Source organism: Mycobacterium sp. DHQP2018-32-09, from assembly GCF_058148405.1.
In genome coordinates this window covers 169,114-192,656 of the sequence record NZ_JBYVYK010000001.1, presented here as the reverse complement: position 1 = coordinate 192,656, position 23,543 = coordinate 169,114, and the positions used below count along the sequence as shown (strand labels likewise).

The window sequence follows — 23,543 nt, the reverse complement described above, 5'->3', positions numbered from 1 at the left end:
CGCGTGCACCTCACCACCGTAGGACGGATCTCAGACGTAGCGGTCGCGGCCCGCGAAGTAGCCGGCGACGCACTGCACCACGTAGACCGCGAGGAACATCGCCCACGGCACGGTCCAGCCGGCGGTGAGGTCGTGCAGCATGCCGAACAGGAACGGGCCGGTGCCGGCGAACAGGTAGCCGAAACCCTGTGCCATGCCCGACAACTGGGCCGTGTCCTCGGCGTCGCGGCTGCGCAGGGCGATCACCGCGAGCGCGAGCGCGAACACGCTCATGCCGATCCCGACGAGCACGCTCCACACGACGGGCGCGGCGCCGGGTGCCACGAGCATGCCGATGACGCCGCCGATGCCCAGCGCGCCGAGCGTGAGGATCCACCCGCTCTGCGACGGGCTGCGGGAGGCCAGTGGGGCGATGACGAGCGCCACCGGCACGCCGATGAGCGAGACCAGCCCCACCAGCAGGCCCGCCTGCAGCTTGCCGACGCCGTTGTCGATGAAGACCTCCGGCATCCAGCCCATCACGATGTAGGCCATGAACGACTGGCAGCCGAAGAACAGGGTGATGACCCATGCCAGCGGGTTGCGCAGCAGCGAGCGTCGCGTGCCGGTCCTCGGCGTGGCGGCCGCCCAGGTGGCGCCGTGGCGCCGCGACGCGGGGATCCAGGCGACCAGTGCGACGACCGCCAGCACCGCCCAGGCGGCCAGTGCGGGACGCCAGCCACCGAGGGGATCCTCCAGGCCCGGCGTGAGGGCCGACCCCAGCGCCCCGCCGCCCTGCAGCGCACCGGTGTAGATGCCGGTCATCAGCCCGACGCGGGCGGGGAACGAGCCTTTGATGACGACCGGGATCAGCACGTTGGCCAGTGCGATGCCTGCGCAGGCCACCAGGGTCGCGGCGATCACGACGTGGGGTCCGTCGACGACGCGGCCCGCGAGCCCAGCGGTGAGCGCCACCAGTGCCAGGGAGATGGTGCGGCCCAACCCGATTCGCGACGCCAGCCAGGGGGCCGCCAGCCCCGCCCCGGCGAAGCAGAGTGCGGGCACGGTGGTCAGCAGGCCGGCCCAGGTCGCCGTCGTGGAGAGGTCGCCGCGCATGTCGCCCAGCAGCGGGGCCACGCTGGTCACGGCGGGCCGCAGGTTCAGGGCGGTGAGGACGACGGCGACCGCGAGCAGCGTGCCCGCGGCGATGGGGGGCACGCGGTCGGTGGACATCTCGCAGGCTCCGTCCAATTCCAGCGCCACGCGTCCGTCGTCCTGCCGATCCTTCGTCACGCTGTTAGGGTCTCATACATCCCATGATTGGTTGAAAGGATGTCCCGTGCCGCTGAACACCGCGCGCCGCACCGGGCTGGTCGACCAGGTGATCGCACAGCTCCGCGAGTCCGTCACCGCGGGAGAGTGGCCCGTGGGGGGCCGCATCCCCAACGAGGCCGTACTGGTCGAAGCGCTGGGCGTCGGCCGCAACACCGTGCGCGAGGCGGTGCGGGCGCTGGCCCACGCCGGAATCCTCGAGGTACGTCAGGGCGACGGCACCTACGTCCGCGCCACCAGTGAGGTCTCGGGGGCGCTGCGCCGCTTGTGCGGCGCCGAGCTACGCGACGTGCTGCAGGTGCGCCGCGGCCTGGAGGTCGAGGGCACGCGGCTGGCGGCGGCGCACCGCACGGACGCCGACGTGGCCGAACTGCGCACGCTGCTGGACCGGCGCAACGCGGCCGAACGGGCCGGGGCCACCGACGACTTCGCCCGCGCCGACGCCGAGTTCCACCTGGCCGTCGTGCGGGCGTCGCACAACCCGATGCTCACCGAGTTGTACCGGGGACTCATCGAGGCCATCAGGGCCAGCGTCGCCACCATGCACGAGACACGGGCGCCCGTCGTCGATCACGGCGACCTGCTGGACCGCATCGTCGCGGGGGACGCCGACGCGGCCGCGCGGCTGGCCGGCGACCTGCTCGACGGCATCCTCGCCAGCCTGCCGGACGACTGACCCGCCCCGGACGTCACGCCTAGCCGACGCGGCGTTGCGCGCCTTCCCAGAACTGGGCGCGCACGGCCTTCTTGTCGGGCTTGCCCAGCGCGGTCACCGGCACCGAGTCCACGACGACGACCTGCTTGGGCGACTGCACCGATCCCTTGCGCTCCTTGACCGCGGCCTGGATCTCCGCGGTCATCGTGGCGACGGCCTCGGGTGAGGCGTCGGCGTCGGGCCGCAGCACGACGACGGCGGTGACGGCCTCGCCCCACTTCTCGTCGGGCGTGCCGATGACGCACACCTGCCCCACCGCGGGATGCTCGGCCACGACGTCCTCCACTTCGCGCGGGAACACGTTGAAGCCGCCCGTGACGATCATGTCCTTGGTGCGGTCGACGATGTACCAGAAGCCGTCTTCGTCCTCACGGGCCAGGTCGCCGGTGTGCATCCACCCGTCGCGGAACGTCTCGGCGGTGGCCTCGGGCAGTTTCCAGTAGCCGCCCGACAGCAGCGGGCCCGACACGCAGATCTCGCCCACCTCGCCCTGGGGGACGGGCCGGCCGTCCTCGCCGAGGAGTGCGGTGCGGCAGAACAGCGTCGGCTTGCCGCACGAGGTCAGGCGCTTCTCGTCGTGGTCGCCCTTGGCGAGGTAGGTGATCACCATCGGCGCCTCGGACTGCCCGTAGTACTGGGCGAAGATGGGGCCGAAGCGGCGGATCGCCTCCTTGAGCCGGACGGGGTTCATCGCCGAGGCGCCGTAGTAGACGGTCTCGAGCGACGACAGGTCGCGGGTGTGACTGTCCGGATGGTCCATCAGCGCGTAGATCATCGACGGCACCAGCATGGTCGCGGTGATCTTCTGCTCCTCGATCACGCGGAGCACCTCGGCGGGGTCGAACTTCGTCAACACGATCAGCTCGCCACCCTTGATGATCGTGGGCACGAAGAACGCGGCGCCGGCATGCGACAGCGGCGTGCACATCAGGAAGCGCGGGTGCTGCGGCCACTCCCACTCGGCGAGCTGGATCGTCGTCATGGTCGTGATGGACTGCACGGTGCCCATCACGCCCTTGGGCTTGCCGGTGGTGCCGCCGGTGTAGGTGAGGCCGCCGATGTGGTCCGGGGGGAGGTTGGCCGCCACCAGCGGTCGCGGGTCGTACTTGGCGGCCTCGGCCACGAGGTCGTGGCCCACCTCGGCGAGGGCCTCCGGCACCGGGCCGATGGTGAGGATCTGCGTCAGTGACGGCACCTTCTCCAGCAGCCCGAGCGCCCGCTCGGTGAACGCCGGGTTGGGGTCGATGATGAGCGAGGTGACCTCGGCGTCGGCCAACACGTACGCGTGATCGTCCAGGGAACCGAGAGGGTGTAGTGCCGTGCGGCGGTAGCCCTGCGTCTGTCCCGCGCCGATGATCATCAGTACCTCGGGCCGGTTCAGCGAGAGCAGGCCGGTGGCCGCCCCGGTGCCCGCGCCCAGGGCCTCGAAGGCCTGAACGTACTGGCTGATGCGCTCGGACAGCTCGCCGCCGGTGAGCGTGGTGTCGCCGAGGAAGAGCACCGGCTTGTCCCGGTTGCGCTTGAGCGCACCGATGGTCAGGTGGCCGGAGTGGATCGGATGCCTCAGCAGGGAGTCACTCATGACCTCAGATTAGAACGTGTTACAGAAACGGTGGCAAGGGCCGTCGCCTCCCGGTTCACTGGATCGGGTGAGCGACCTGCGCGCGACCATGCTCGCGCTGGCCCGGCAGCGGGCCCCGGCGAAGACCATCTGCCCGTCCGACGCCGCGCGTGCCGTCGGGGGCGAACGGTGGCGCGACCTCATGGACGACGCCCGCGACGTCGCCAGGGACCTGGCCCGCGCGGGTGAGGTCGAGATCTCCCAGCGCGGTGAGGTGCTGGACCCCGACCAGCCGTGGCGCGGCCCCATCCGGATCCGCGCGATTTCGGCGCGCTGACGTTCGCTCACCGAACGAAACCGCGCCGAAATCGCCGGGGAGATCGAATACTGGCCCCATGCTTGCCGACCTGGTGGTGCACGGCACCCTGCTGACCGTCGACGACGCCCGACCGACGGCGGAAGCGCTCGCCGTGGCCGACGGCCGCATCGTCGCGGTGGGCACGCGGGCCGAGGTCGACGCGCACGTGGGGCCGGACACCCAGATCGTGGACGTGGGTGACGGGTGCGTGCTGCCGGGGTTCGTCGAGGCGCACGGGCACCCGCTGATGGAGGCCCTCGTGCTGGCCGACCGGATCGTCGACATCCGGCCCGTGACACTGCCCGCCGCGGCCGACGTGCTGGCCGCCGTCGCCACCGAGGTGGCCCGCCGCGGGCCGGAGGGGGCGTACCTCAACGGGTGGGACCCGCTGCTGCAGGACGGGTTGCCGACGCCGACGCTGGAGTGGCTGGACGCCCAGGCCCCCGACACCCCGCTGGTGATCGTGCACAACTCCGGGCACAAGGCGTTCTTCAACACCGCGGCCGCGCGGGCGAGCGGCGTGACGCGGGACACGCCGGACCCCAAGGGGGCCAGGTTCGGTCGCGACGCCGACGGCGAACTCGACGGCACCGCCGAGGAGACCGGTGCCGTGTTCGCGGTGCTGGGCGGTGCCATCGACACCGCCGGGTATCCCGGGATGCTGATGGCCGAGTGTGCACGGCTGAACCAGGCGGGCCTGACGACGTGTTCGGACATGGCCTTCGACCCGATGTTCCGCCCGATGCTCGACGCCCTGCGCGGCGACGTGACGGTGCGGCTGCGCACCTACGAGATGTCGACGGCCGCGATGACCACCACCGCCGTACCGGCCAACGGCGACGACGTGATCAAGCAGGTGGGCATCAAGATCTGGGTGGACGGGTCGCCGTGGATCGGCAACGTCGACTTGAGCTTTCCCTACCTGGACACCGCGGCCACCCGCACCATCGGGGTCACGCCCGGCTCGTGCGGGCACGCGAACTACACGCGCGACCAACTCGCCGAGATCGTCGGCGCCTACTTCCCCCTGGGGTGGCAGATGGCGTGCCACGTGCACGGCGACAACGGTGTCGACACCATCCTCGACGTGTACGAGGAGGCGCTGGCCGAACACCCCCGCGCCGACCACCGGCTGCGCCTCGAGCACGTCGGCGCCATCACCGGCGACCAGCTGCGCCGCGCGCATGCCCTCGGTGTCACGTGCAGCCTGTTCGTCGACCAGATCCATTACTGGGGCGACGTTTTGGTGGACGGTCTGTTCGGGGAGGAACGCGGGTCGCGCTGGATGCCCGCCGGGTCGGCCGTCGCCACGGGCATGCGCATCTCGCTGCACAACGACCCGCCGGTCACTCCCGAGGAGCCGCTGCGCAACATCGCCGTGGCGGTGACCCGGACCGCGCCGAGCGGGCGGGTGCTGGCACCCGAGGAGCGGCTCACCGTCGACCAGGCGATCCGGGCGCAAACGATCGACGCGGCCTGGCAGTTGTTCGCCGACGACGTCATCGGCTCGCTGGAGGTGGGCAAGTACGCGGACCTGGTGGTGCTCTCGGCGGACCCGCGGGCGGTGGCGCCGGAGGGCATCGCCGATCTGGAGGTGCGCGCGACCTACCTTGCGGGACGGCGGGTTTACGCCAAACCGGACTGACGGGCGGGGTGGTCATGGCACGCTTCGTGCATGTCTGCGCTGGACCACGAGCCCCGGTTCCTCGACGAGCGGCCCGCCCACTGGGCCGAGACCACACCCGACGGTGAGGCCATCACCTATCTGGAGCGGTCGTGGACGTGGTCGCAGTGGTACGACCGCGTGCGCCGGTGCGCGGGCGCGTTGGCGGCCCGCGGCATCGGTCGCGGTGACGTGGTGGCGTTCCTCGACAAGAATCACCCGGCCTGTGTCGAACTCACGGTCGCCGCAGCGTCTTTGGGGGCGGCGAACGCCATCGTGAACTTTCGGCTGGCGGCCGACGAGCTGGACTACGTGCTCAACGACTGCGGGGCCAAGCTCCTGGTGGTGGGCAAGGAGCTGGCGCCGGCGATCGAGAAGATCCGCGACCGGCTGAGCCACGTGGAACACGTCGTGACCGTCACCCCCGACGGCACCGCGGGCGGGAGCGAAGCGACTGGGGAATCGGGCACCGCGGGCAGGAGCGAAGCGACTGGGGAATCGGGCACCGCGGGCAGGAGCGAAGCGACTGGGGAATCGGGCACCGCGGGCAGGAGCGAAGCGACTGGGGAATCGGGCAGCGCGGGCGACGAGTACGAGGCGATGCTGGCCGAGGCCACGCCGGTGGGCCGCTCGGCCGACGTCGAACCCGACGACGTCGCGATCATCATGTATTCCTCGGGTACCACCGGTCGACCCAAGGGCGTTGCGCTCACCCAGGCCAACGTGATCGCCCACACCGTCAACGGTTTCGAGTCCTGGGAGGTCGACGAGGGGGACAAGAACCTGGTCGCGATGCCGCTGTTCCACGTCGCCGGGTCGTCGTACGTGCAGTACGGGCTGTACTCGGGCATGCCGAGCGTCATGACACGCGACGTCGACGGCGCCTCGCTGGCCGGCGGCATCCTCGCGGGCGCCAACCGGACGTTTCTGGTGCCCGCGGTGCTCGCCAAGGTGCTGGAGTCCGGGCCGGACGCGGTGAAGTTGTTCAGCGCCTTGAAGACCTACGCCTACGGCGCGTCGCCGATGCCGCTACCGCTGCTGCGGCAGGCTCTCGAGGCCTGGCCGGACACCGACTTCATCCAGGCCTACGGGCTCACCGAGGTGTGCGGCGTGATCAGCAGGCTCATGCCCGAGGACCACCGCAACGGCAACGAGGAGCGGATGGTCAGCGCGGGCAAGCCGGTGCCCGGCGCGGAGGTGCGCGTGGTGAATCCGGACACCGGTGACGACGTCGAGCCCGGCGAGCAGGGTGAGCTGTGGTTCCGCAGCCCGCAGGTGATGAAGGGCTACCACAACAAGCCGGAGGCCACCGCCGAGGCCGTCACGCCCGACGGCTGGTTCCGCACGGGCGACATCGGCCGCGTCGACGAGGACGGCTACGTCTTCGTGGAGGACCGGCTCAAGGACATGATCATCACCGGCGGGGAGAACGTGTACTCGATCGAGGTGGAGCGCGTGCTCGCCGAACATCCCGCCGTCGCCGAGGTGGCGGTGATCGGCGTCCCCGACGAGAAGTGGGGCGAGGCCGTCAAGGCGATCGTCTCGCTCGAGGGCGAGGTGTCCGAGGCGGATCTCATCGCGTTCGCGCGCGAGCGCCTGGCCGCCTACAAGTGTCCCAAGACCGTCGACGTGCTCGACGAGCTGCCCCGGAATCCGACCGGCAAGATCATGAAGAAGGACTTGCGCAAGCCGCACTGGGACGGTCGCGACCGCACGACGGTGTGACGCTACGGTCTAGGCGTGGCACCCACGCGCGACGACCTGCTGGACGGCCTGCACGTCGTCGCGCTGCCGATGCGAGTGCGCTTCCGCGGCATCGACGTTCGCGAGATCGCGGTGTTCGAGGGGCCGCACGGGTGGGGTGAGTTCGGGGCGTTCACCGAGTACGCGCCGCCCGAGGCCGCGCACTGGCTGGCGGCGGGCATCGAGGCCGCCTACGCGCCCGCGCCGGCGCCGGTGCGCACCAGCATCCCGATCAACGCCACGGTGCCCGCCGTCGCCGCGGCGCGGGTGCCGGAGATCCTCGGCAGGTTTCCCGGTGCCCGCACGGCCAAGGTGAAGGTCGCCGAGCGGGGTCAGACGTTGGCCGACGACGTCGCCCGCGTCGAGGCGGTGCGCGAGCTGGTGCCGACGGTGCGCGTCGACGCCAACGGTGGCTGGACGGTCTCGGAGGCGGTTGCCGCGGCGGGCGCGCTCACCGCGACCGGCCCGCTGGAGTACCTCGAGCAGCCGTGCCGGACCGTCGCCGAGCTGGCGGAGGTGAAGGCGCGGCTGCGGGATGCCGGGGTCGACGTGCCCGTCGCCGCCGACGAGAGCATCCGCAAGGCCGACGATCCGCTGCACGTGGTGCGTGCCGGGGCGGCCGACGTCGCCGTGGTCAAGGTGGCGCCGCTGGGTGGGGTGGGCCCGCTGCTGCGCATCGCGGAGCAGGTCGACGTGCCGATCGTGGTGTCGAGTGCGCTGGATTCGGCCGTCGGGATGGCGCGCGGGCTGTTGGCGGCGGGTTGTCTGCCCGAGCTGCGCCACGCCTGTGGGCTGGGGACCGGTGGCCTGTTCGTCGACGACGTGGCCGAACCCCTGGTGCCGGTCGACGGCGCGCTCCCCGTCGGGGCCGTGACCCCGGATCCGGCCCGGCTGGCGGCACTGGCCGCGTCCGCCGACCGGCGGCGGTGGTGGATCGACCGCATCACCGCGTGCCTGCCGCTGCTCCCGCCGGCCCCGCGCTGAGCGTCGGCGCCCCTGCGTCGGCCAGCATGTCCTAATCGGTGGGATGCACGGCGTAGACGACACGTGGGGACTGGCCGACACTTGATCCGTGCGACGGTCGGTGCTGGTCCTGGGTTTCGAGGGGGTGCAGGCCCTCGACGTCGTGGGGCCGTTCGACGTGTTCACCGGCGCCACCCAGGACCTGGCCGCGCGCGGCGTCGGCACCGGGTACGACGTGACGCTGGTGTCTCCGGACGGGGCGCCCGTCGTCACCGGTTCGGGGCTCGCGCTGGTGTCGGCACCGCTGCCGGACCCGGCGGTCGCCGTCGACACGGTGGTGCTGCCCGGCGGTTTCGGCACGGCCGCGGCTCGCCGCGATCAACGGCTCGTCACCTGGATCCGGGAGGTGTCCGCCTCGGCGCGCCGCGTCGTCAGCGTCTGCACGGGGGCCATGCTCGCCGCCGAGGCGGGTTTGCTCGACGGCTGCCCGGCGACCACGCACTGGGCGTACGCCGATCTGATGGCCCGCGAGTACCCGGCGGTCGCCGTCGACCCCGAACCGATCTTCGTGCGCAGCTCGGCGTCGGTGTGGACGTCCGCCGGGGTCACCGCGGGCATCGACCTGGCCCTGGCGCTGGTCGAGGACGATCACGGCACCGAGGTGGCCCAGAACGTGGCCCGCTGGCTGGTGCTCTACCTGCGACGGCCGGGCGGCCAGACGCAGTTCGCCGCGCCGGTGTGGGTGCCGCGTGCGAAGCGGGCCCCCATCCGCGAGGTGCAGGAGGCCATCGAGGCGCACCCGGGCGGCGACCACGGCATCCCCGTCCTGGCCCAGCGGGCCGCCATGAGCCCGCGCCACTTCACCCGGGTGTTCACCCACGAGGTGGGTGAGGCGCCGGGCGCCTACGTCGAACGGGTGCGCACCGAGGCCGCCCGTCGCCAGCTCACCGAAACCGACGACACCGTCACCGCCATCGCCGCACGGTGCGGTTTCGGAACCGCAGAGACCATGCGGCGCAACTTCATCCGCCGGATGGGCGTATCGCCCGACCAATACCGCAAGACGTTCGCGTGAAGGGAACTCCCATGCAGATTGCCATCGTGCTCTACCCCGGGTTCACCGCCCTGGACTTCATCGGTCCGTACGAGGTGCTGCGCAACCTGCCCGGCGCGCAGGTGCGTTTCGTCTGGCACGACACGGGGCCGGTCGCCGCCGATTCGGGGGTGCTGCTCGTCGGCGCCACCCACACGTTCGCCGAAACCCCCTCTCCCGACCTCATTTTGGTCCCCGGCGGCCCGGCCACCATGGAGCACGCACGCGACGAGGTGGTGTTGGACTGGTTGCGGCGCGCGGATGCGACGTCGACGTGGACGACGTCGGTGTGCACCGGCTCGATCCTGCTGGCCGCCGCCGGGCTGCTCACCGGGCGCCGCGCCACGTCGCACTGGTCGGCGCTGCCGCTGCTCAAGACCTTCGGCGTCACGCCAGTGGGCGACCAGCGGATCGTGCGCGAGGGCAAGCTCGTCACGGCCGCAGGGGTCTCTGCGGGCCTGGACATGGCGATGTGGTTGGCGGGGCAGATCGGCGGCGAGGCGCGGGCCAAGGCGATCCAGCTGGTCATCGAATACGACCCGCAGCCGCCGTTCGACTCCGGCCACGTCTCCAAGGCGTCGGCGGCCACCAAGGCGCTGGCCACCGCGTCGCTGTCGGGTGAGCTGGTCAAGACCGGTCAGCTGGCCGCACCCGTGCGCCTGCTGTGGGACCGGGCGCTGGCGGCCGTCCGCGCCCGGTGACCCCGGGCGCGCTCACCGCGCCCGAGTGGGCGTGCGCGCGGCTGCAGTAGCGTGGGTCGGGTGAATTTGGCCTACGACGACCGCGGTTCCGGCGATCCCGTCCTGTTCATCGCCGGGCGTGGCGGCGCGGGACGGACGTGGCACCTGCACCAGGTCCCGGCGTTCCTCAAGGCCGGCTATCGCGTGGTCACGTTCGACAACCGCGGCATCGGCGCCACCGAGAACGCCACCGGTTTCGACACCGCGCAGATGGTCGCCGACACCGCCGCGCTGATCGAGAAGATCGACGCCGGGCCCGTGCGTGTGATGAGCGTCTCGATGGGATCGTTCATCGCACAGGAATTGATGCTGGCGCGGCCGGACCTCGTGTCGTCGGCGGTGCTGATGGCCACCCGCGGCCGTGAGGATCGCACGCGCGAGTTCTCCCGCGCCGCGGAACGCTCCCTGCACGAGGCGGGCATCGAGCTGCCGCCGGCCTACGACGCCAAACTGCGCCTGCTGGAGAACTTCTCGCCCAAGACCCTCAATGACGACACCGCGGTGCGCGACTGGATCGACATGTTCACGATGTGGCCGACGAAGATGACCCCGGGGCTGCTCGCCCAGATCGACGTCGCTCCCGACGGCAACCGGCTGTCGGCCTACCGCAGCATCGCCGCACCCGCCCTGGTGATGGGCTTCGCCGACGACATCATGCTGCCCCCGCACCTGGGTCGCGAGGTGGCCGACGCCCTGCCCAACGGCCGGTTCGTGCAGATCCGGGACGCCGGGCACCTCGGCTTCATCGAGCGCCCCGACGCCGTGAACGCGGCGGCGCTCGAGTTCTTCGGTAGTGGCGTCTAGTCTGCGTCGCGGCGCCTCGGTGGCGCGGTGTGTCACGCTGGATGACGTGATCGGAACACTGTCGTGAACCCGTCGACGACCCAGGCGCGCGTCGTCGTCGACGAACTCGTCCGCGGTGGTGTGCGCGACGTGGTGCTGTGCCCCGGGTCACGCAACGCCCCGCTGGCGTTCGCGCTGGCAGACGCCGACCGTGACGGTCGTCTGCGCCTGCACGTGCGCATCGACGAGCGCACCGCCGGGTTCCTCGCGGTGGGGCTCGCGGTGGCGGCCGGGTCGCCGGTGTGCGTGGCCATGACGTCGGGCACCGCGGTGGCCAACCTGGGGCCCGCCGTGGTGGAGGCCAACTACGCCCGGGTGCCCCTGGTGGTGCTGAGCGCCAACCGTCCCTACGAGTTGCTGGGCACCGGCGCCAACCAGACCATGGAGCAGCTGGGGTACTTCGGTACCCAGGTGCGCGAGACCATCAGCCTGGGCCTGGCCCCGGACGCGTCGGAGGGCACGCCGGACTACTCGGCGCTCAACGCGCAGTGGCGCTCGGCGACGTGCCGAGTGTTGGTGGCCGCGAAGGGATCTCGCAGCGGCAACGCAGGCCCGGTGCAGTTCGACATCCCGCTGCGCGAGCCGCTGGTGCCCGGTGTGGGCGACGACGGCGAGACCCCGGCGGGCCGTCCCGACGGCGTGCCGTGGACCCACACCCCACCGGTGACGTTCGACCAGCCCCTCGACATCGACCTCACGCCGGACACCGTCGTCATCGCAGGCCACATGGCGGGCCGGCACGACAACCTGGCCGGGGTGCCGACGGTCGCCGAGCCCACCGCGCCCGCGGCGACCATCCCGCTGCACCCGCTGGCGCTGCCGCTGCTGGCGCCCCGCCAGGTGATCATGCTGGGCAGGCCCACGCTGCACCGTCCGGTGTCGGCGCTGCTGGCGAACCCGGCGGTGCCCGCGTTCGCGCTCACGACGGGCCCCCGCTGGCCCGACGTGTCGGGCAATTCGCAGGCCACGGGTACCCGCGCGGTGATCTCGGGCGCACCGGATCCGGCCTGGCTGGACCGCTGCCGCGAGGCCAACGCCCGCGCGGTGGCCGTGGTGCGCGACCAGCTGGTGACGCATCCGCTGACCACGGGTCTGCACGTGGCGGCGGCCGTGGTCGACGCCCTGTACCCCGGCGATCAGCTGGTGCTCGGAGCGTCCAACCCGGTGCGCGACGCCGCGCTGGTGGGCGGGGCCCGGGCGGGGGTGTCGGTGCGCTCGAACCGGGGCGTGGCAGGCATCGACGGAACGGTCTCGACCGCGATCGGCGCGGCGCTGGCGCACGAGGCAGCCGGGGGTGCCCGCACGGTGGCGCTCATCGGGGACCTGACGTTCCTGCACGACAGCTCCGGGTTGCTCATCGGGCCCACCGAGCCGCGGCCTGCCAACCTGACCATCGTGGTGTCCAACGACAACGGTGGCGGCATCTTCGAGACGCTGGAGCAGGGCGACCCGCGCTTCGCGGACGTGTCGTCGCGCGTGTTCGGCACGCCCCACGACGTCGACGTCGCCGCGCTGTGTCGCGCGTACCACGTCGAGACCGTCCAAGCCGAATGTGGGCAATTGGCAAGCGTTCTCGCCGAGCCGTACGACGGTATGCGGGTCGTGGAGGTGAAGGCCGACCGCTCGTCGCTGCGGGGACTGCACGCGTCCATCCGCGCCGCGCTGCGGGAGGCCACGTGACGCCCGACCTTGGGGTGCCGATCACCCGGCGGATCAAGGCCGTCCGCCGGGCGCTCATCCCGCACCTGTTCGGCGACCCCTCCGAGACCCGGGCGCAGCGGGCGATCCGGCGCACGCGGCTGGTCGTGGTGATCCTGGCGTGTCTGGTGACGCTGCAGTCGGTGCTGCTGGTGGCGGGCGCCTGGCGCAACGACCGGCAGATCGAGTCGAACCTCGGGGTCGCCGAGGCCGAGGTGCTCGACGCCGGACCTCGGCGCTCCACCATCGAATTCGTGACGCCCGACCGCGTCACCTACCGCCCCGAACTCGGCGTGCTGTACCCGTCGGAGTTGGAGACGGGCATGCGGATCTACGTCGAGTACGACCGCAGCGACCCCGATCTGGTGCGCGTGCAGGACCGCAATGCGGTGCTGGCGCTGGTCCCCGCCGGGTCCGTCGCGGTGCTGGGCTGGGTGGTTGCCGGCGTCCTGCTCGCGGCGCTGGCGTGGCTGCAGCGCCGGGTGTCACGGTAGGCCGGATCGCAGCGGCGACGCCCGAAGGGTTCGCACGTCGTATCCCTGGGCGCAACCTCGCGGACAGTCGCGGCTGAGACGCTACGGCTCGTGCGCGTTGCGATCGTCGCGGAGAGTTTTCTCCCCAATGTCAACGGCGTCACCAACTCGGTGCTCCGGGTGATGGAGCATTTGCGCCGTACCGGCCACGAGGTGCTCGTCGTCGCGCCGGACACGCCCAGGGGCGAGGCGCCGGCCGAGCGGGTGCACGACGGGGTGCGCATCCACCGCGTGCCGTCGAAGATGTTTCCCGCCGTGACGTCGCTGCCGCTGGGCATCCCACGGCCACGCATGGTGGGGGTGCTGCGCGGGTTCGCTCCGGACGTCGTGCACCTGGCCTCGCCGGCGCTGCTCGGGTGGGGTGGCGTGCACGCGGCGCGCTACCTGGACATCCCGACGGTCGCGGTGTTCCAGACCGACGTCGCGGGCTTCGCCGAGAGCTACGGCGTGGGCATGCTGTCGCGGGCGTCGTGGGCGTGGACGCGCCGACTGCACACCAAGGCCGATCGCACGCTCGCGCCGTCGACGGCGGCCATGGACGATCTCGCCGCCCACGGCATTCCGCGGGTGCACCACTGGGGGCGCGGCGTCGACGTCACGGGCTTCGTGCCGTCGGCGCGGGACGCGGGGCTGCGCACGGCGTGGTCGCCGGACGGTGCCCCAATCGTCGGTTTCGTGGGCCGGCTGGCCCCGGAGAAGCACGTCGAACGCCTCGCAGTGCTGGCCCGGCGCGACGACGTGCGGGTGGTCGTCGTCGGCGACGGCGTCGACGCGGCCAAGCTGCGGGCGCTGATGCCGTCGGCGGTGTTCACCGGCGCGCTGTACGGGGAGGCGCTGGCCGCCGCGTACGCCAGCTTCGACGTGTTCGTCCACCCCGGCGAACACGAGACGTTCTGCCAGACGGTCCAGGAGGCCATGGCGTCGGGCGTGCCGGTGGTGGCGCCCAACGCCGGCGGCCCCCGCGACCTGGTGGCGCCCATGCACACCGGGCTGCTGCTCGACGTCGACGAGTTCGAGGTCAAGTTGACCGGCGCCGTCGACCACCTGCTCGCCGAGCGGGCGCGCTATTCGGTGGCGGCGCGGCGCAGCGTGCTGTCGCGCACGTGGCCCGCCATCTGTGCGCAACTGGTCGAGCACTACGAGGCCGTGGTGGGCCTGCGCGGCGTCAAGGCCGCCTGACCCGAGCGATTTCGGCGCGGTTTCGTTCGCTCACCGAACGAAACCGCGCCGAAATCACGGCGTCAGCCCTGGGCGAGTTCGGCGACGTGCTGCCACTGCTCCCAGGTGCTGAGGCGACGTTCGTAGTCGGCCTTGGCCAGTGACAGCGGCAGCGAGCCGAAGAACACCCGCAGCGGTGGCTCCGCGGCGTCGACGATCTCGAGCACCGCGGCGGCCGACGCCTTCGGGTCGCCCTGGGCCGAGACCCGGTTGGCCCGCGCGGCGTCGGCGGCGGCGTGCACGTCAGCGTAGTCGGGGAGGGGTTCGGCGCGGCGCGACGACGACCCCGCCCAGTCGGTGTCGAAGCCGCCCGGCTCGATGAGCGTGACGTGGATGCCGAACGATTCGACCTCCTGGGCGAGCGACTGCGAGAAGCCCTCCAGCGCCCACTTCGACGCGTGGTAGATGCCCACGTTGGGGAAGGCCGTGATGCCACCGATCGAGGACACCTGGATGACGTGTCCGCTGCGCTGGGCGCGCAGGTAGGGCAGCGCGGCCTGGGTGATCCACAGCGCGCCGAACACGTTGGTCTCGAACTGGTCGCGGGCGTCGGCCTCGGAGAGTTCCTCGATGAAGCCGAACTGCCCGTAGCCGGCGTTGTTGACCACGACGTCCAGGCGGCCGAAGTGGTCGTGCGCCTGCGCGACGGCCGCGAAGTCCGCGGCGCGGTCGGTGACGTCGAGTGCGATCGGCAGGATCGCCTCGCCGAACCGGGCCACCAGGTCGTCCAGGGTGGCGACGTCGCGCGCCGTGGCCGCCACCCGGTCGCCGCGCTCGAGCGCCGCGATCGCCCATTCGCGGCCGAAGCCCCGCGACGTGCCCGTGATGAACCAGACCTTGCCTGCCATGTGTCGTCTCCTCGTGCGTCGACCCCCGGGAGGGCCCGGGGGAGCGTGACCTCCTCCCAACAACGCCACCACGACCGCCCCATTCCCGCCAAGGGTCTGGCTCACGGGTAGTTTTGGTGGGGTGAGCAGGGCGTCGCTGGACAAGGATCCGCACGAGGTCGCGTCGATGTTCGACACGGTGGCGCGGCGCTACGACGTCACGAACACCGTGTTGTCGTTGGGGCAGGACCGGTTCTGGCGGCGTGCCACGCGGTCGGCGTTGCAGATCGGCCCTGGTGATCGCGTGCTCGACCTGGCCGCGGGAACCGCGGTGTCGACGGTGGAACTCGCCAAGTCCGGGGCGTGGTGCGTGGCGTGCGACTTCTCGATCGGCATGCTCGAGGCCGGTGCGGGCCGCAGTGTCCCGAAGGTGGCCGGCGACGCCACTCACCTGCCGTTCGACGACGCCGCCTTCGACGCCGTCACCATCAGTTTCGGGTTGCGCAACGTCAACCCGCACGTCGAGGGGCTGCGCGAACTGGCCCGCGTGACCCGACCCGGCGGCAGGTTGGTGGTCTGCGAGTTCTCGACGCCCACCAATGCGCTGTTCGCCACCGCGTACAAGGAGTACCTGATGCAGGCGCTGCCGCGGATGGCGGGCGTCGTGTCCAGCGATCCGGAGTCCTACTACTACCTCGCCGAGTCAATCAGGGCGTGGCCGACGCAAGCCGAACTGGCGCAACAGATCTCACAGGCGGGGTGGTCGCAGGTGCGGTGGCGCAACCTGACCGGGGGCATCGTCGCCCTGCACGCGGCGGTCAAGCCGGAATAGTCGGGATCGGACGGTGCGGGCGGTCGGCCGGCGCAGGGCCGGCCGACCACCGCATCAGACGCCCAGCGTGCGCTGGATGTCGCCCTTCATCGCGTTGAGCTGCGAACCCCAGTAGCCCCAGCCGTGGGTGCCGTTGGGCGGGAAGTTGAAGGTGCCGTTGCGGCCGCCCGCCGCCTCGTACTGGCGCTGGAAGTTCTTGTTGCTGTCCAACGTGATGCTCTCGAGGATCTGCGCCGGGACGTCGGCGCCGCCGAACTCGCCGGGCGTGCCGTTGCCGCAGTACACCCAGATGCGGGTGCCGTTGCTCACCAGCGAGCCGACGTTGACGGTGGGGTCGTTGCGCTTCCAGTCCGGGCCGCCGCCCGGGCCCCACATGGCCGTGGCGTCGAAGCCGCCCGCATCGCGCATCGCGAAGCCCACCAGGGTCGGCCAGATGCCGTCGGACAGGTTCAGGAAGCCCGAAAGGGATCCCGCATAACGGAATTGGTTGGGATGGTAGGCGGCCAGGATCAGTGCCGCACTGCCGGACATCGACAGGCCGACGACGGCGTTGCCGCTGGGGGAGATGCCCTTGTTGGCGGACAGGTAGGCGGGCAGTTCCGAGGTGAGGAACGTCTCCCACTGGTAGTTGTAGGTGGTGCCGTTGCCGACGGCCGGTCCCTGCCAGTTGGTGTAGAAGCTCGACATGCCGCCCACCGGCATCACCACCGACAGCCCGGACTGGTAGTAGTTCTCGAAGGCCGCCGTCTCGATGTCCCAGCCGCTGTTGTCGTCGCGGGCGCGCAGGCCGTCCAGCAGGTACACGGCCTTGGAGCCGCCGCCCTGGAATCGCACGGGGATGTCGCGGCCCATCGCGGCGGAGGGCACCATCAGGGTCTCGACCGGCAGACCCGGCCGGGAGTAGGCGGCGGCGGTGGCGCCCTGACCGACCACGGCGACGAGGGCGGGCAGCAGCGCCGTCACGGCGAGGGCGGCGCAGATTCGGCGCAGCCAGGTATGAGCGATTCTCACGGGGACACTTCCTTTGCCGGCCGAGTGGCCGCTTCACCGAACACGGGCGCCGCTTGTTTCGCGCCCATGGAGAGACGTCGTCGGGATAGCCGCTGCCGTTACCGCAAATCCTTACGGATTGTTCATATTTCGTGACGCTCGTCGTCCGCTGTACGCAGCCGCTGCGCCAGCTGTGAACGCGACCTGATGCCCAGTTTGCGGTAGATCTGGGTGAGGTTGGCCTCGACGGTCTTCAGGCTCACCGACAGCGAACTCGCGACGTCGCGATTCGTCATGCCGGTGACGGCGAGTTCGGCCACGCGCAGCTCGGCCGCGGTCAGGGTGGGTGGCTGGGCCGGGGATAGTGCTGCCAGCTCGGCGCGAGCCCGATCGGCCCATACGGCGGCGCCCATGCGCTCGAACTCGCGCAGTGCTTCGGTGAGGTCTGCGGTGGCCGCGGCCACGGCCCGCGCCGTGCGCTGCAGGCGACCGCGCACCAGCAGGCTGCGGGCCCGGTCGAACGGCATGGGCAGCGCGTCGTGCGCGGCCATCGAGCGGTGCGCCGCCGCGAGTGCCTCGGGCAGCTCCTGGCGCGCGGCGTGCCACATCGCCCGGCAGCGCGCACCGGTGGCCACCAACCACGTGCGGTCCAGACGTGCCCCGGTGACCTCGAGTTGCTCGATGAGCGGCTCGGCGTCGCCCAACTTGCCCAGCCCGATCATGGCCTCGACGGCGTCCGGCAGGAACCACAGGTGCATGATCTCGGCGCCCGGCATGTAGCCCAGCAGGTCCACCATGGGCTGCACCGCCGTCAGGGCGGCCTCGTAGTTCATCAGCGACGTCTCGAGGAACGCGAGGATCACCGACGGCCACACGGCGAACTCCGGCGACTGGTCGCGCAGGGCGATGGCGATGGCCTCCTCGGCGTCCTCGCGGGCCGCCGTGTCCCGTCCGCAGTAGGCGGCGACGACCGCCCGCAGGGTCAGGGCCAGGACGCGCAGCATGTCCCCACCGGCGAGGTCGGCATGCCGCACGGTCTCGTCGACGATCTCGCCCGCCCTGGCGAAGTCGCCGCGCCACAGCTCGATCAGCGTGCGGTGTCCCGCGATGGCCATCAGGTCCTTCTCGGCGCCCCGCTCGAGCAACCGCTGCCGCAGTTCGTCGGCCCGTACGCTGGCCTCGTCGACCTCGCCGATCCAGCCCTTGATGAACGCGTTCACGGTACTGGCGCGCAGCGCGAACGGCGCGACGGCGTCGTGGTCCTCCAACTCCAGTGCGCGCTGCAGGCTCTCGCGGTCCACCCCGCGTCCCAGATGGAACTTGGCGGTCACCAGGACCGCCAACACCTGACTGGTCAACGCCGGGTCGCCGAGTTCGGCGACCATGGCCACGGCGTCGTCGATGAGTTCCAGCGACTCGGTGAACTGGCCGATCTGAAAGTGCGCGTACGACAACAGCGTCGTGGCCGTGACGACCGTCGGCGCATCGCCCGCGGCATCGGTGACGGCGCCGGTGAGCAGCCGTACGGCCTCGGCGAAGCCGTCGTCGTAGGCGTGCACGGTGGCCAACAGGATCGTCGCCTGGGCCCGCTGGGGGCCCGCGGGCAGTTCGGCGATCACGCCCTCCAGCAGCTTGCGCGCCTGCGCGCCGTCACCGGCGTGAAAGTAGCTGTCCGCAGCCAGGATTCGACGCGCGGGATCGGGCCCCCCGAGAGCGAGTGCGAGGTCGAGCAGCTCGGCGGCAGCAGCGGGCGCCCCGCGCGTGCGGGCCGCGGCCGCCGCGTCGTCCAGCGCGTCCAGGGTGGTCGCGTCGGCCGGTTCCCCGGACAGGGCGCGGTGCCGCGTGCGCAATTCGGGATCGTCGATCACCTCGGCCAGGCGTGCGTGCATGGCGCGCTGCCGCGCCGGGCCCGCCACGTCGTGGACCCCACGTGCCAGCAGGGGATGGGTGAACCGCACCCGGTTGCCCTCGATCACCACCACGCCGCCGTCCTCGGGTTCCTCGAGCAGTTCCACGACCTCGGCGGGGCTGCGGTCGGTCACGGCGGCCAGCAGGTCGACGGTGGCGGTGCCCACCGACGCCGCGGCGAGCAGGACGTGCACGGTGTCGGCGCTCAGTTCGTCCAGGCGCGTGCGGACCAGGTCGGACAGCGACGCGGGTAGCCGGCCCTCGTCCAGGGGCGAACGACCGACCATCGTCCGCGCGAGCTCCAGCGCATAGAACGGGTTGCCGCCGGAGAGTTCGGCGATGCGCATCGCGGACGTCCGCGAGAACTCGTCGCCCAGTTCCTCGGTGAGCACCGTGTGCAGGCCGCTGGCGGCGAGTGGGCCGATGCGGACGCGCTCCACCCCGCCGAGCGTGGGCAGCTGCAGCCAGGTGGCGCCGGGCGCGCCGTCGCTCCCGGTGCGCTCGGCGAGCAGCATGCCGACGGGCCAGCGCAGCCGCCGGGCGGCGAAGGCCAGCACCGCCCGGCTGGACGAGTCCAGCCACTGCGCGTCGTCGACGGCCACCAGCACCGGCGACGTCACCGTGAGGTGTTCGAGCAGCGTGAGGACGGCGGCGGCCACGATGCGCTCGTCGGTGGCGGGCCCGGCCTCGGGCCGCCGTCGCAGCACGCGGTCGAACGCGACGCGTTGCACGTGCGGCAGCAGGTCGACCACCGGCCCGTCGAGGTCGGCCAGCACGCCGGCGAGCGTCCCGTACGCCAGCTGGGCCTCGCCGTGGACGGCGCGCGCGGAGAGCACGCGAAAACCGCGCCCGCGCGCCTCTTCCACGGCTCCGCGCCACACCGTCGACTTGCCGATCCCGGCTTCGCCCTCGACGATCAGCGCCGCGGGCCGAGACTGCGCGGAGTGGAGGAATCTGGCGACGGCGCGAACCTCGACCAGCCGGTCCACCACATCCCGCATGTTCCCCACGGGTTAGCCCCGCAAACTCTCGGCCACGCACGTCACGGCGCTCGACATGGCAAACCCGCCCCACGTCGATGACCACGGCTGACCATGCACGGTTTGCTCGATCACGCGAACGGCGGTCGCTCGTCGAGTCGGGACGACCAGGCTCCGGCGCGTCGCCAGGCCCTGGCGACGCGATCGGCGTCCTCGTCGGTGACCAGGTTGCCCATGACCCGCACGGCGATCCCCATCAGCGTCTGCGATCGCATGGCGATCGGTCCGGTGAGCGGCAGGAATCGTGGCAGTGTCAACAACGACCCCAGCCTGCGGGCCACGGAGAAGCCCCGTGAGTAATGGTCGCGCAGCAGTTCCGGCCACGCCAGGGTGAGATCGTCGTCGCCGAGTAGTTCGGCGGCCAACCGCCCGGTCTCCAGGCCGTAGTCGATGCCCTCTCCGTTCAGCGGGTTGACGCACGCCGCCGCGTCCCCGACGAGCACCCAGTTCGGGCCGGCGACGTGCGACACCGCGCCACCCATCGGGAGCAGGGCCGACAGCGCAGCGCGGGGTGCCGAGTCGAACCCCCACTCCTCGCGCCGCTGGGCGGCGTAGTGGGCCAGCAGCGGGCGCAGGGCGGCGTCGGCGGGGCGCTTGGCCGTGGCCAGGGCGCCGACGCCGATGTTCGCCTCGCCGTTGCCCAGCGGGAAGATCCAGCCGTACCCGGGTAACACGTCCCCGTCGGGAGAGCGCAGCTCCAGGTGCGAGGTGATCCACGGCTCGTCGGACCGTGGAGTCGGCACGTAGGCGCGGATCGCCGTGCCGTAGACCGTCTCCCGGTGCCACTCGCGACCCAGGACGCGGCCCAGCGTCGAGCGGGCCCCGTCGGCGACGACGACGTGCTCGCAGTGCACCTCGCCGCCGTCGTCGAGCAGCAGGCTGGACACCCGACCCTTCGAATCATGACGCGCGCCAACGACTTTGACGCCCAACCGCATCGCGGCGCCGGCGTCGGCGGCCACCCTGCGGATGCGATCGTCGAGTTCGGTGCGCGGCACCGCGCTACTGACGGCGGGAAACGACGGACCCGGCCAGCGCACCTCGACGTCGGTGCCGAACCCCGACATGCGCAGCCCGTGGTGCCGGATGCGGGAGTCCAGCCACGAGCCCAGGCCGAGGCGCTGCAGCTCGACGACCGCCCGCGGCGTCAGACCGTCACCGCACGCCTTGTCGCGGGGGAAGCGCTGCGCGTCGAGAACCAGCACGTCGCGCCCGGCCCTGGCGGCCCAGGCGGCGGCCGCCGATCCCGCGGGCCCCGCGCCCACCACCACCACGTCCGCGGTGATGTCAGATTGCCCGGTCGCTGCGCTCCTGCCCGCCGGGTCGTCTTCCCCGGTCGCTGCGCTCCTGCCCGCCGGGTCGTCTTCCCCGGTCGCTGCGCTCCTGCCCGCCGTCACGCCCACGCTTCACAGTATGTTGGAGCAATGAAGACACCAGCGACGGTGGTCGCAGGCGTGGACTTCGGCAGCGCCGAATTCGCAGCGCACGTGCGCGACGGTGTGGCTCGGGTCGAGGACCTGATGGCCACTGAGCTGGGCAAGGCCGACGAACTGATGGCCGAGGCCGTACAACACCTGTTCCACGCCGGCGGCAAGCGGTTCCGTCCGCTGTTCACCGTGCTGTCCGCGCAGCTCGGGCCCGAGCCCGACGCCTGGCAGGTGACGGTGGCCGGAGCGGTCATCGAGCTGGTGCACCTGGCCACGCTCTACCACGACGACGTGATGGACGAGGCGCAGGTGCGGCGCGGCGCCGAGAGCGCCAACGCGCGCTGGGGCAACAACATCGCGATCCTGGCGGGTGACTACCTGTTCGCCACCGCGTCGCGGCTGGTGTCGCGGCTGGGGCCCGACGCCGTGCGCATCATCGCCGACACGTTCGCCCAACTGGTCACCGGGCAGATGCGCGAGACCCGCGGCGCCGCCGACCACGTCGACTCCGTCGAGCACTACCTCAAGGTCGTGTACGAGAAGACCGCGTGCCTCATCGCCGCGTCCGGCCGCTTCGGCGCGACGTTCTCCGGCGCCGACGACGAGCAGATCGAACGGCTGGCCCGCCTCGGCGGCATCGTCGGCACGGCATTCCAGATCGCCGACGACATCATCGACATCGACAGCGACCCAGACGAATCGGGCAAGGTGCCCGGCACGGATCTGCGCGAGGGCGTGCACACGCTGCCCGTGCTCTACGCCCTGCGCGACACCGGGCCCGAGGCCGACCGGTTGCGTGAGCTGCTCGCCGGCCCCGTGGAGTCCGACGCCGACGTGGCCGAGGCCCTCGCGCTGCTGCGGTCGTCGCGCGGCATCCGCGAGGCCAAGGAGACGGTGGCGAAGTATGCGGCCGACGCGCGCGCCGAGCTGGAGCACCTGCCGGCGGGGCCGGGGCGCGACGCCTTGGCGGGGCTCATCGACTACACGATGAACCGCGACGGCTGAGCAGCCGGAACCAAGCGGTACCCCTCACGCGTTTCACGAGGTGACGACTGTCGAAGGGAGATGCCGATGACGTGGAATCCGCACGCAAACCGAATCAAGACGTTCCTGCTCCTTGCGGGTTTCTCGGCGCTCATCGTGTTCATCGGCGCGCTGTTCGGCCGCAACGTCATGTTCCTGGCGGTGCTGTTCGCCGTCGGCATGAACGCCTACGTCTACTTCAACAGCGACAAGATGGCGTTGCGCGCCATGCACGCCCAGCCGGTCACCGAGCTGCAGGCCCCTGCCATGTACCGCATCGTCCGCGAGCTGGCCAACACCGCCCACCAGCCGATGCCGCGGCTCTACATCAGCGACACCGATGCGCCCAACGCGTTCGCGACGGGGCGTAACCCCCGCAACGCCGCGGTGTGCTGCACCACCGGCATCCTGCGCATCCTCGACGAGCGCGAGCTGCGCGCCGTGCTCGGCCACGAACTCTCGCACGTCTACAACCGCGACATCCTGATCTCGTGCGTGGCCGGTGCCATGGCGTCGGTCATCACGGCGCTGGCCAACCTCGCGTTCTTCGCGAGCATGTTCGGGAACAACCGCGAGGGTGGCACCAATCCCTTTGCGATCCTTCTGGTCTCGATGCTCGGTCCCATCGCGGCGACCGTCATCCGGTTGGCGGTCTCACGATCGCGCGAGTATCAGGCCGACCAGTCCGGCGCCGAGCTGACCGGTGACCCGCTGGCGCTGGCGAATGCGCTGCGCAAGATCAGCCGCGGTGTCGAGGCGGCGCCGCTGCCGCCAGAGCCGCAGCTGGCCGACCAAGCCCACCTGATGATCGCCAACCCGTTCCGGGCGGGGGAGAAGATCGGCAAGCTGTTCTCCACGCATCCGCCGATGGCCGACCGCATCGCCCGTTTGGAGCAGATGGCCGGCCGCGGCCCCGGCATGTACTGAGGTCCGCCGACAGTGCGGTTTCGTCCGCGACACGCCGTGTCGGCGGAGCGCGGCGCACACTCGCGCTAACGTTCGCCGCCGTGCGACCGATGGTCAGGGTGTGACGGCTACCCAAGCGCCCCGTCGGGGC

At 71.6% G+C, this 23,543-nt stretch carries 20 protein-coding genes; 14 read left to right on the top strand and 6 right to left on the bottom strand.

Features of this window, described 5'->3' with window-relative positions; all coding sequences use genetic code 11:
• Positions 1–30: 30 nt before the first annotated feature.
• A complete protein-coding gene (locus AC30CM_RS00840) occupies positions 31–1,212 on the bottom strand; it encodes a CynX/NimT family MFS transporter (protein WP_490115042.1) in 1,182 nt (393 codons plus the stop codon).
• 106 nt (positions 1,213–1,318) lie between these two features.
• Here AC30CM_RS00840 and AC30CM_RS00835 point away from each other — a divergent pair, with 106 nt between their 5' ends.
• Positions 1,319–1,987, top strand: a complete 669-nt coding sequence (locus AC30CM_RS00835) for a FadR/GntR family transcriptional regulator (RefSeq protein WP_490114911.1) — start codon at positions 1,319–1,321, stop codon at positions 1,985–1,987.
• A gap of 19 nt (positions 1,988–2,006) precedes the next feature.
• On the opposite strand, the gene fadD8 is transcribed toward AC30CM_RS00835, so the two are convergent.
• Positions 2,007–3,608 (bottom strand): fatty-acid--CoA ligase FadD8, encoded by a 1,602-nt coding sequence (fadD8, locus tag AC30CM_RS00830; protein ID WP_490114910.1) that lies wholly within the window; start codon positions 3,606–3,608, stop codon positions 2,007–2,009.
• Positions 3,609–3,675: 67 nt separating this feature from the next.
• Here fadD8 and AC30CM_RS00825 point away from each other — a divergent pair, with 67 nt between their 5' ends.
• From AC30CM_RS00825 to AC30CM_RS00780, 10 genes are all read left to right on the top strand, one after another.
• Positions 3,676–3,924, top strand: a complete 249-nt coding sequence (locus tag AC30CM_RS00825) for a DUF3253 domain-containing protein (RefSeq protein ID WP_490114909.1) — start codon at positions 3,676–3,678, stop codon at positions 3,922–3,924.
• A gap of 58 nt (positions 3,925–3,982) precedes the next feature.
• Entirely contained in the window at positions 3,983–5,590 is a 1,608-nt protein-coding gene (locus tag AC30CM_RS00820) for an amidohydrolase (RefSeq protein ID WP_490114908.1), read from the top strand.
• 30 nt (positions 5,591–5,620) lie between these two features.
• Complete coding sequence (locus tag AC30CM_RS00815; RefSeq protein WP_490114907.1) at positions 5,621–7,333, top strand: long-chain-fatty-acid--CoA ligase; 1,713 nt, start codon at positions 5,621–5,623, stop codon at positions 7,331–7,333.
• Between the two features lie 15 nt (positions 7,334–7,348).
• The gene (locus tag AC30CM_RS00810; protein WP_490114906.1) at positions 7,349–8,335 is read left to right on the top strand and encodes an o-succinylbenzoate synthase; all 987 of its coding nucleotides are present in this window, start codon (positions 7,349–7,351) and stop codon (positions 8,333–8,335) included.
• Between the two features lie 88 nt (positions 8,336–8,423).
• Positions 8,424–9,389: a GlxA family transcriptional regulator gene (locus AC30CM_RS00805; RefSeq protein WP_490114905.1), complete on the top strand. Its 966-nt coding sequence runs from the start codon at positions 8,424–8,426 to the stop codon at positions 9,387–9,389.
• Positions 9,390–9,400: 11 nt separating this feature from the next.
• On the top strand, positions 9,401–10,108 hold the full coding sequence (locus tag AC30CM_RS00800; protein ID WP_490114904.1) for a DJ-1/PfpI family protein: 708 nt from the start codon (positions 9,401–9,403) through the stop codon (positions 10,106–10,108).
• 60 nt (positions 10,109–10,168) lie between these two features.
• Positions 10,169–10,951, top strand: a complete 783-nt coding sequence (locus AC30CM_RS00795) for an alpha/beta fold hydrolase (RefSeq protein WP_490114903.1) — start codon at positions 10,169–10,171, stop codon at positions 10,949–10,951.
• 63 nt (positions 10,952–11,014) lie between these two features.
• The gene (gene menD, locus AC30CM_RS00790) at positions 11,015–12,670 is read left to right on the top strand and encodes a 2-succinyl-5-enolpyruvyl-6-hydroxy-3-cyclohexene-1-carboxylic-acid synthase (protein WP_490114902.1); all 1,656 of its coding nucleotides are present in this window, start codon (positions 11,015–11,017) and stop codon (positions 12,668–12,670) included.
• Positions 12,667–13,182: a DUF3592 domain-containing protein gene (locus AC30CM_RS00785; RefSeq protein ID WP_490114901.1), complete on the top strand. Its 516-nt coding sequence runs from the start codon at positions 12,667–12,669 to the stop codon at positions 13,180–13,182. Before menD ends, AC30CM_RS00785 begins: the two co-directional genes overlap by 4 nt.
• Positions 13,183–13,272: 90 nt before the next feature.
• Positions 13,273–14,400 (top strand): glycosyltransferase family 4 protein, encoded by a 1,128-nt coding sequence (locus AC30CM_RS00780; protein WP_490114900.1) that lies wholly within the window; start codon positions 13,273–13,275, stop codon positions 14,398–14,400.
• Positions 14,401–14,462: 62 nt separating this feature from the next.
• Here AC30CM_RS00780 and AC30CM_RS00775 read toward each other — a convergent pair whose 3' ends face one another.
• Positions 14,463–15,287 carry an SDR family oxidoreductase gene (locus tag AC30CM_RS00775; RefSeq protein WP_490114899.1) on the bottom strand — a complete coding sequence of 275 codons (825 nt, stop codon included), beginning with the start codon at positions 15,285–15,287 and terminating at the stop codon, positions 14,463–14,465.
• Positions 15,288–15,408: 121 nt separating this feature from the next.
• Here AC30CM_RS00775 and AC30CM_RS00770 point away from each other — a divergent pair, with 121 nt between their 5' ends.
• Positions 15,409–16,098: a demethylmenaquinone methyltransferase gene (locus AC30CM_RS00770; RefSeq protein WP_490114898.1), complete on the top strand. Its 690-nt coding sequence runs from the start codon at positions 15,409–15,411 to the stop codon at positions 16,096–16,098.
• Between the two features lie 54 nt (positions 16,099–16,152).
• Here the strand turns inward: AC30CM_RS00770 and AC30CM_RS00765 are convergent, their stop codons facing one another.
• From AC30CM_RS00765 to menJ, 3 genes are all read right to left on the bottom strand, one after another.
• On the bottom strand, positions 16,153–17,109 hold the full coding sequence (locus tag AC30CM_RS00765) for an esterase family protein (RefSeq protein ID WP_490114897.1): 957 nt from the start codon (positions 17,107–17,109) through the stop codon (positions 16,153–16,155).
• Between the two features lie 122 nt (positions 17,110–17,231).
• Positions 17,232–19,997, bottom strand: a complete 2,766-nt coding sequence (locus tag AC30CM_RS00760) for an AAA family ATPase (RefSeq protein ID WP_490114896.1) — start codon at positions 19,995–19,997, stop codon at positions 17,232–17,234.
• A 110-nt stretch (positions 19,998–20,107) separates the two neighbouring features.
• On the bottom strand, positions 20,108–21,322 hold the full coding sequence (gene menJ, locus AC30CM_RS00755; RefSeq protein ID WP_490115041.1) for a menaquinone reductase MenJ: 1,215 nt from the start codon (positions 21,320–21,322) through the stop codon (positions 20,108–20,110).
• 138 nt (positions 21,323–21,460) lie between these two features.
• Between menJ and grcC1 the strand changes: the two genes are divergently transcribed.
• Both grcC1 and htpX read left to right on the top strand, forming a co-directional pair.
• Entirely contained in the window at positions 21,461–22,468 is a 1,008-nt protein-coding gene (gene grcC1 / locus AC30CM_RS00750) for a nonaprenyl/(2E,6E)-farnesyl/geranylgeranyl diphosphat synthase (RefSeq protein WP_490114895.1), read from the top strand.
• A gap of 66 nt (positions 22,469–22,534) precedes the next feature.
• Complete coding sequence (gene htpX / locus AC30CM_RS00745) at positions 22,535–23,413, top strand: zinc metalloprotease HtpX (RefSeq protein WP_490114894.1); 879 nt, start codon at positions 22,535–22,537, stop codon at positions 23,411–23,413.
• Positions 23,414–23,543: the final 130 nt, after the last annotated feature.

Coding starts and splice junctions, on each gene's coding strand:
- htpX (WP_490114894.1), top strand. CDS start 22,535: ATGACGTGGAATCCGCACGCAAACCGAATCAAGACGTTCCTGCTCCTT.
- AC30CM_RS00760 (WP_490114896.1), bottom strand. CDS start 19,997: ATGCGGGATGTGGTGGACCGGCTGGTCGAGGTTCGCGCCGTCGCCAGA.
- AC30CM_RS00820 (WP_490114908.1), top strand. CDS start 3,983: ATGCTTGCCGACCTGGTGGTGCACGGCACCCTGCTGACCGTCGACGAC.
- AC30CM_RS00800 (WP_490114904.1), top strand. CDS start 9,401: ATGCAGATTGCCATCGTGCTCTACCCCGGGTTCACCGCCCTGGACTTC.
- AC30CM_RS00840 (WP_490115042.1), bottom strand. CDS start 1,212: ATGTCCACCGACCGCGTGCCCCCCATCGCCGCGGGCACGCTGCTCGCG.
- AC30CM_RS00775 (WP_490114899.1), bottom strand. CDS start 15,287: ATGGCAGGCAAGGTCTGGTTCATCACGGGCACGTCGCGGGGCTTCGGC.
- AC30CM_RS00815 (WP_490114907.1), top strand. CDS start 5,621: ATGTCTGCGCTGGACCACGAGCCCCGGTTCCTCGACGAGCGGCCCGCC.
- fadD8 (WP_490114910.1), bottom strand. CDS start 3,608: ATGAGTGACTCCCTGCTGAGGCATCCGATCCACTCCGGCCACCTGACC.
- grcC1 (WP_490114895.1), top strand. CDS start 21,461: ATGAAGACACCAGCGACGGTGGTCGCAGGCGTGGACTTCGGCAGCGCC.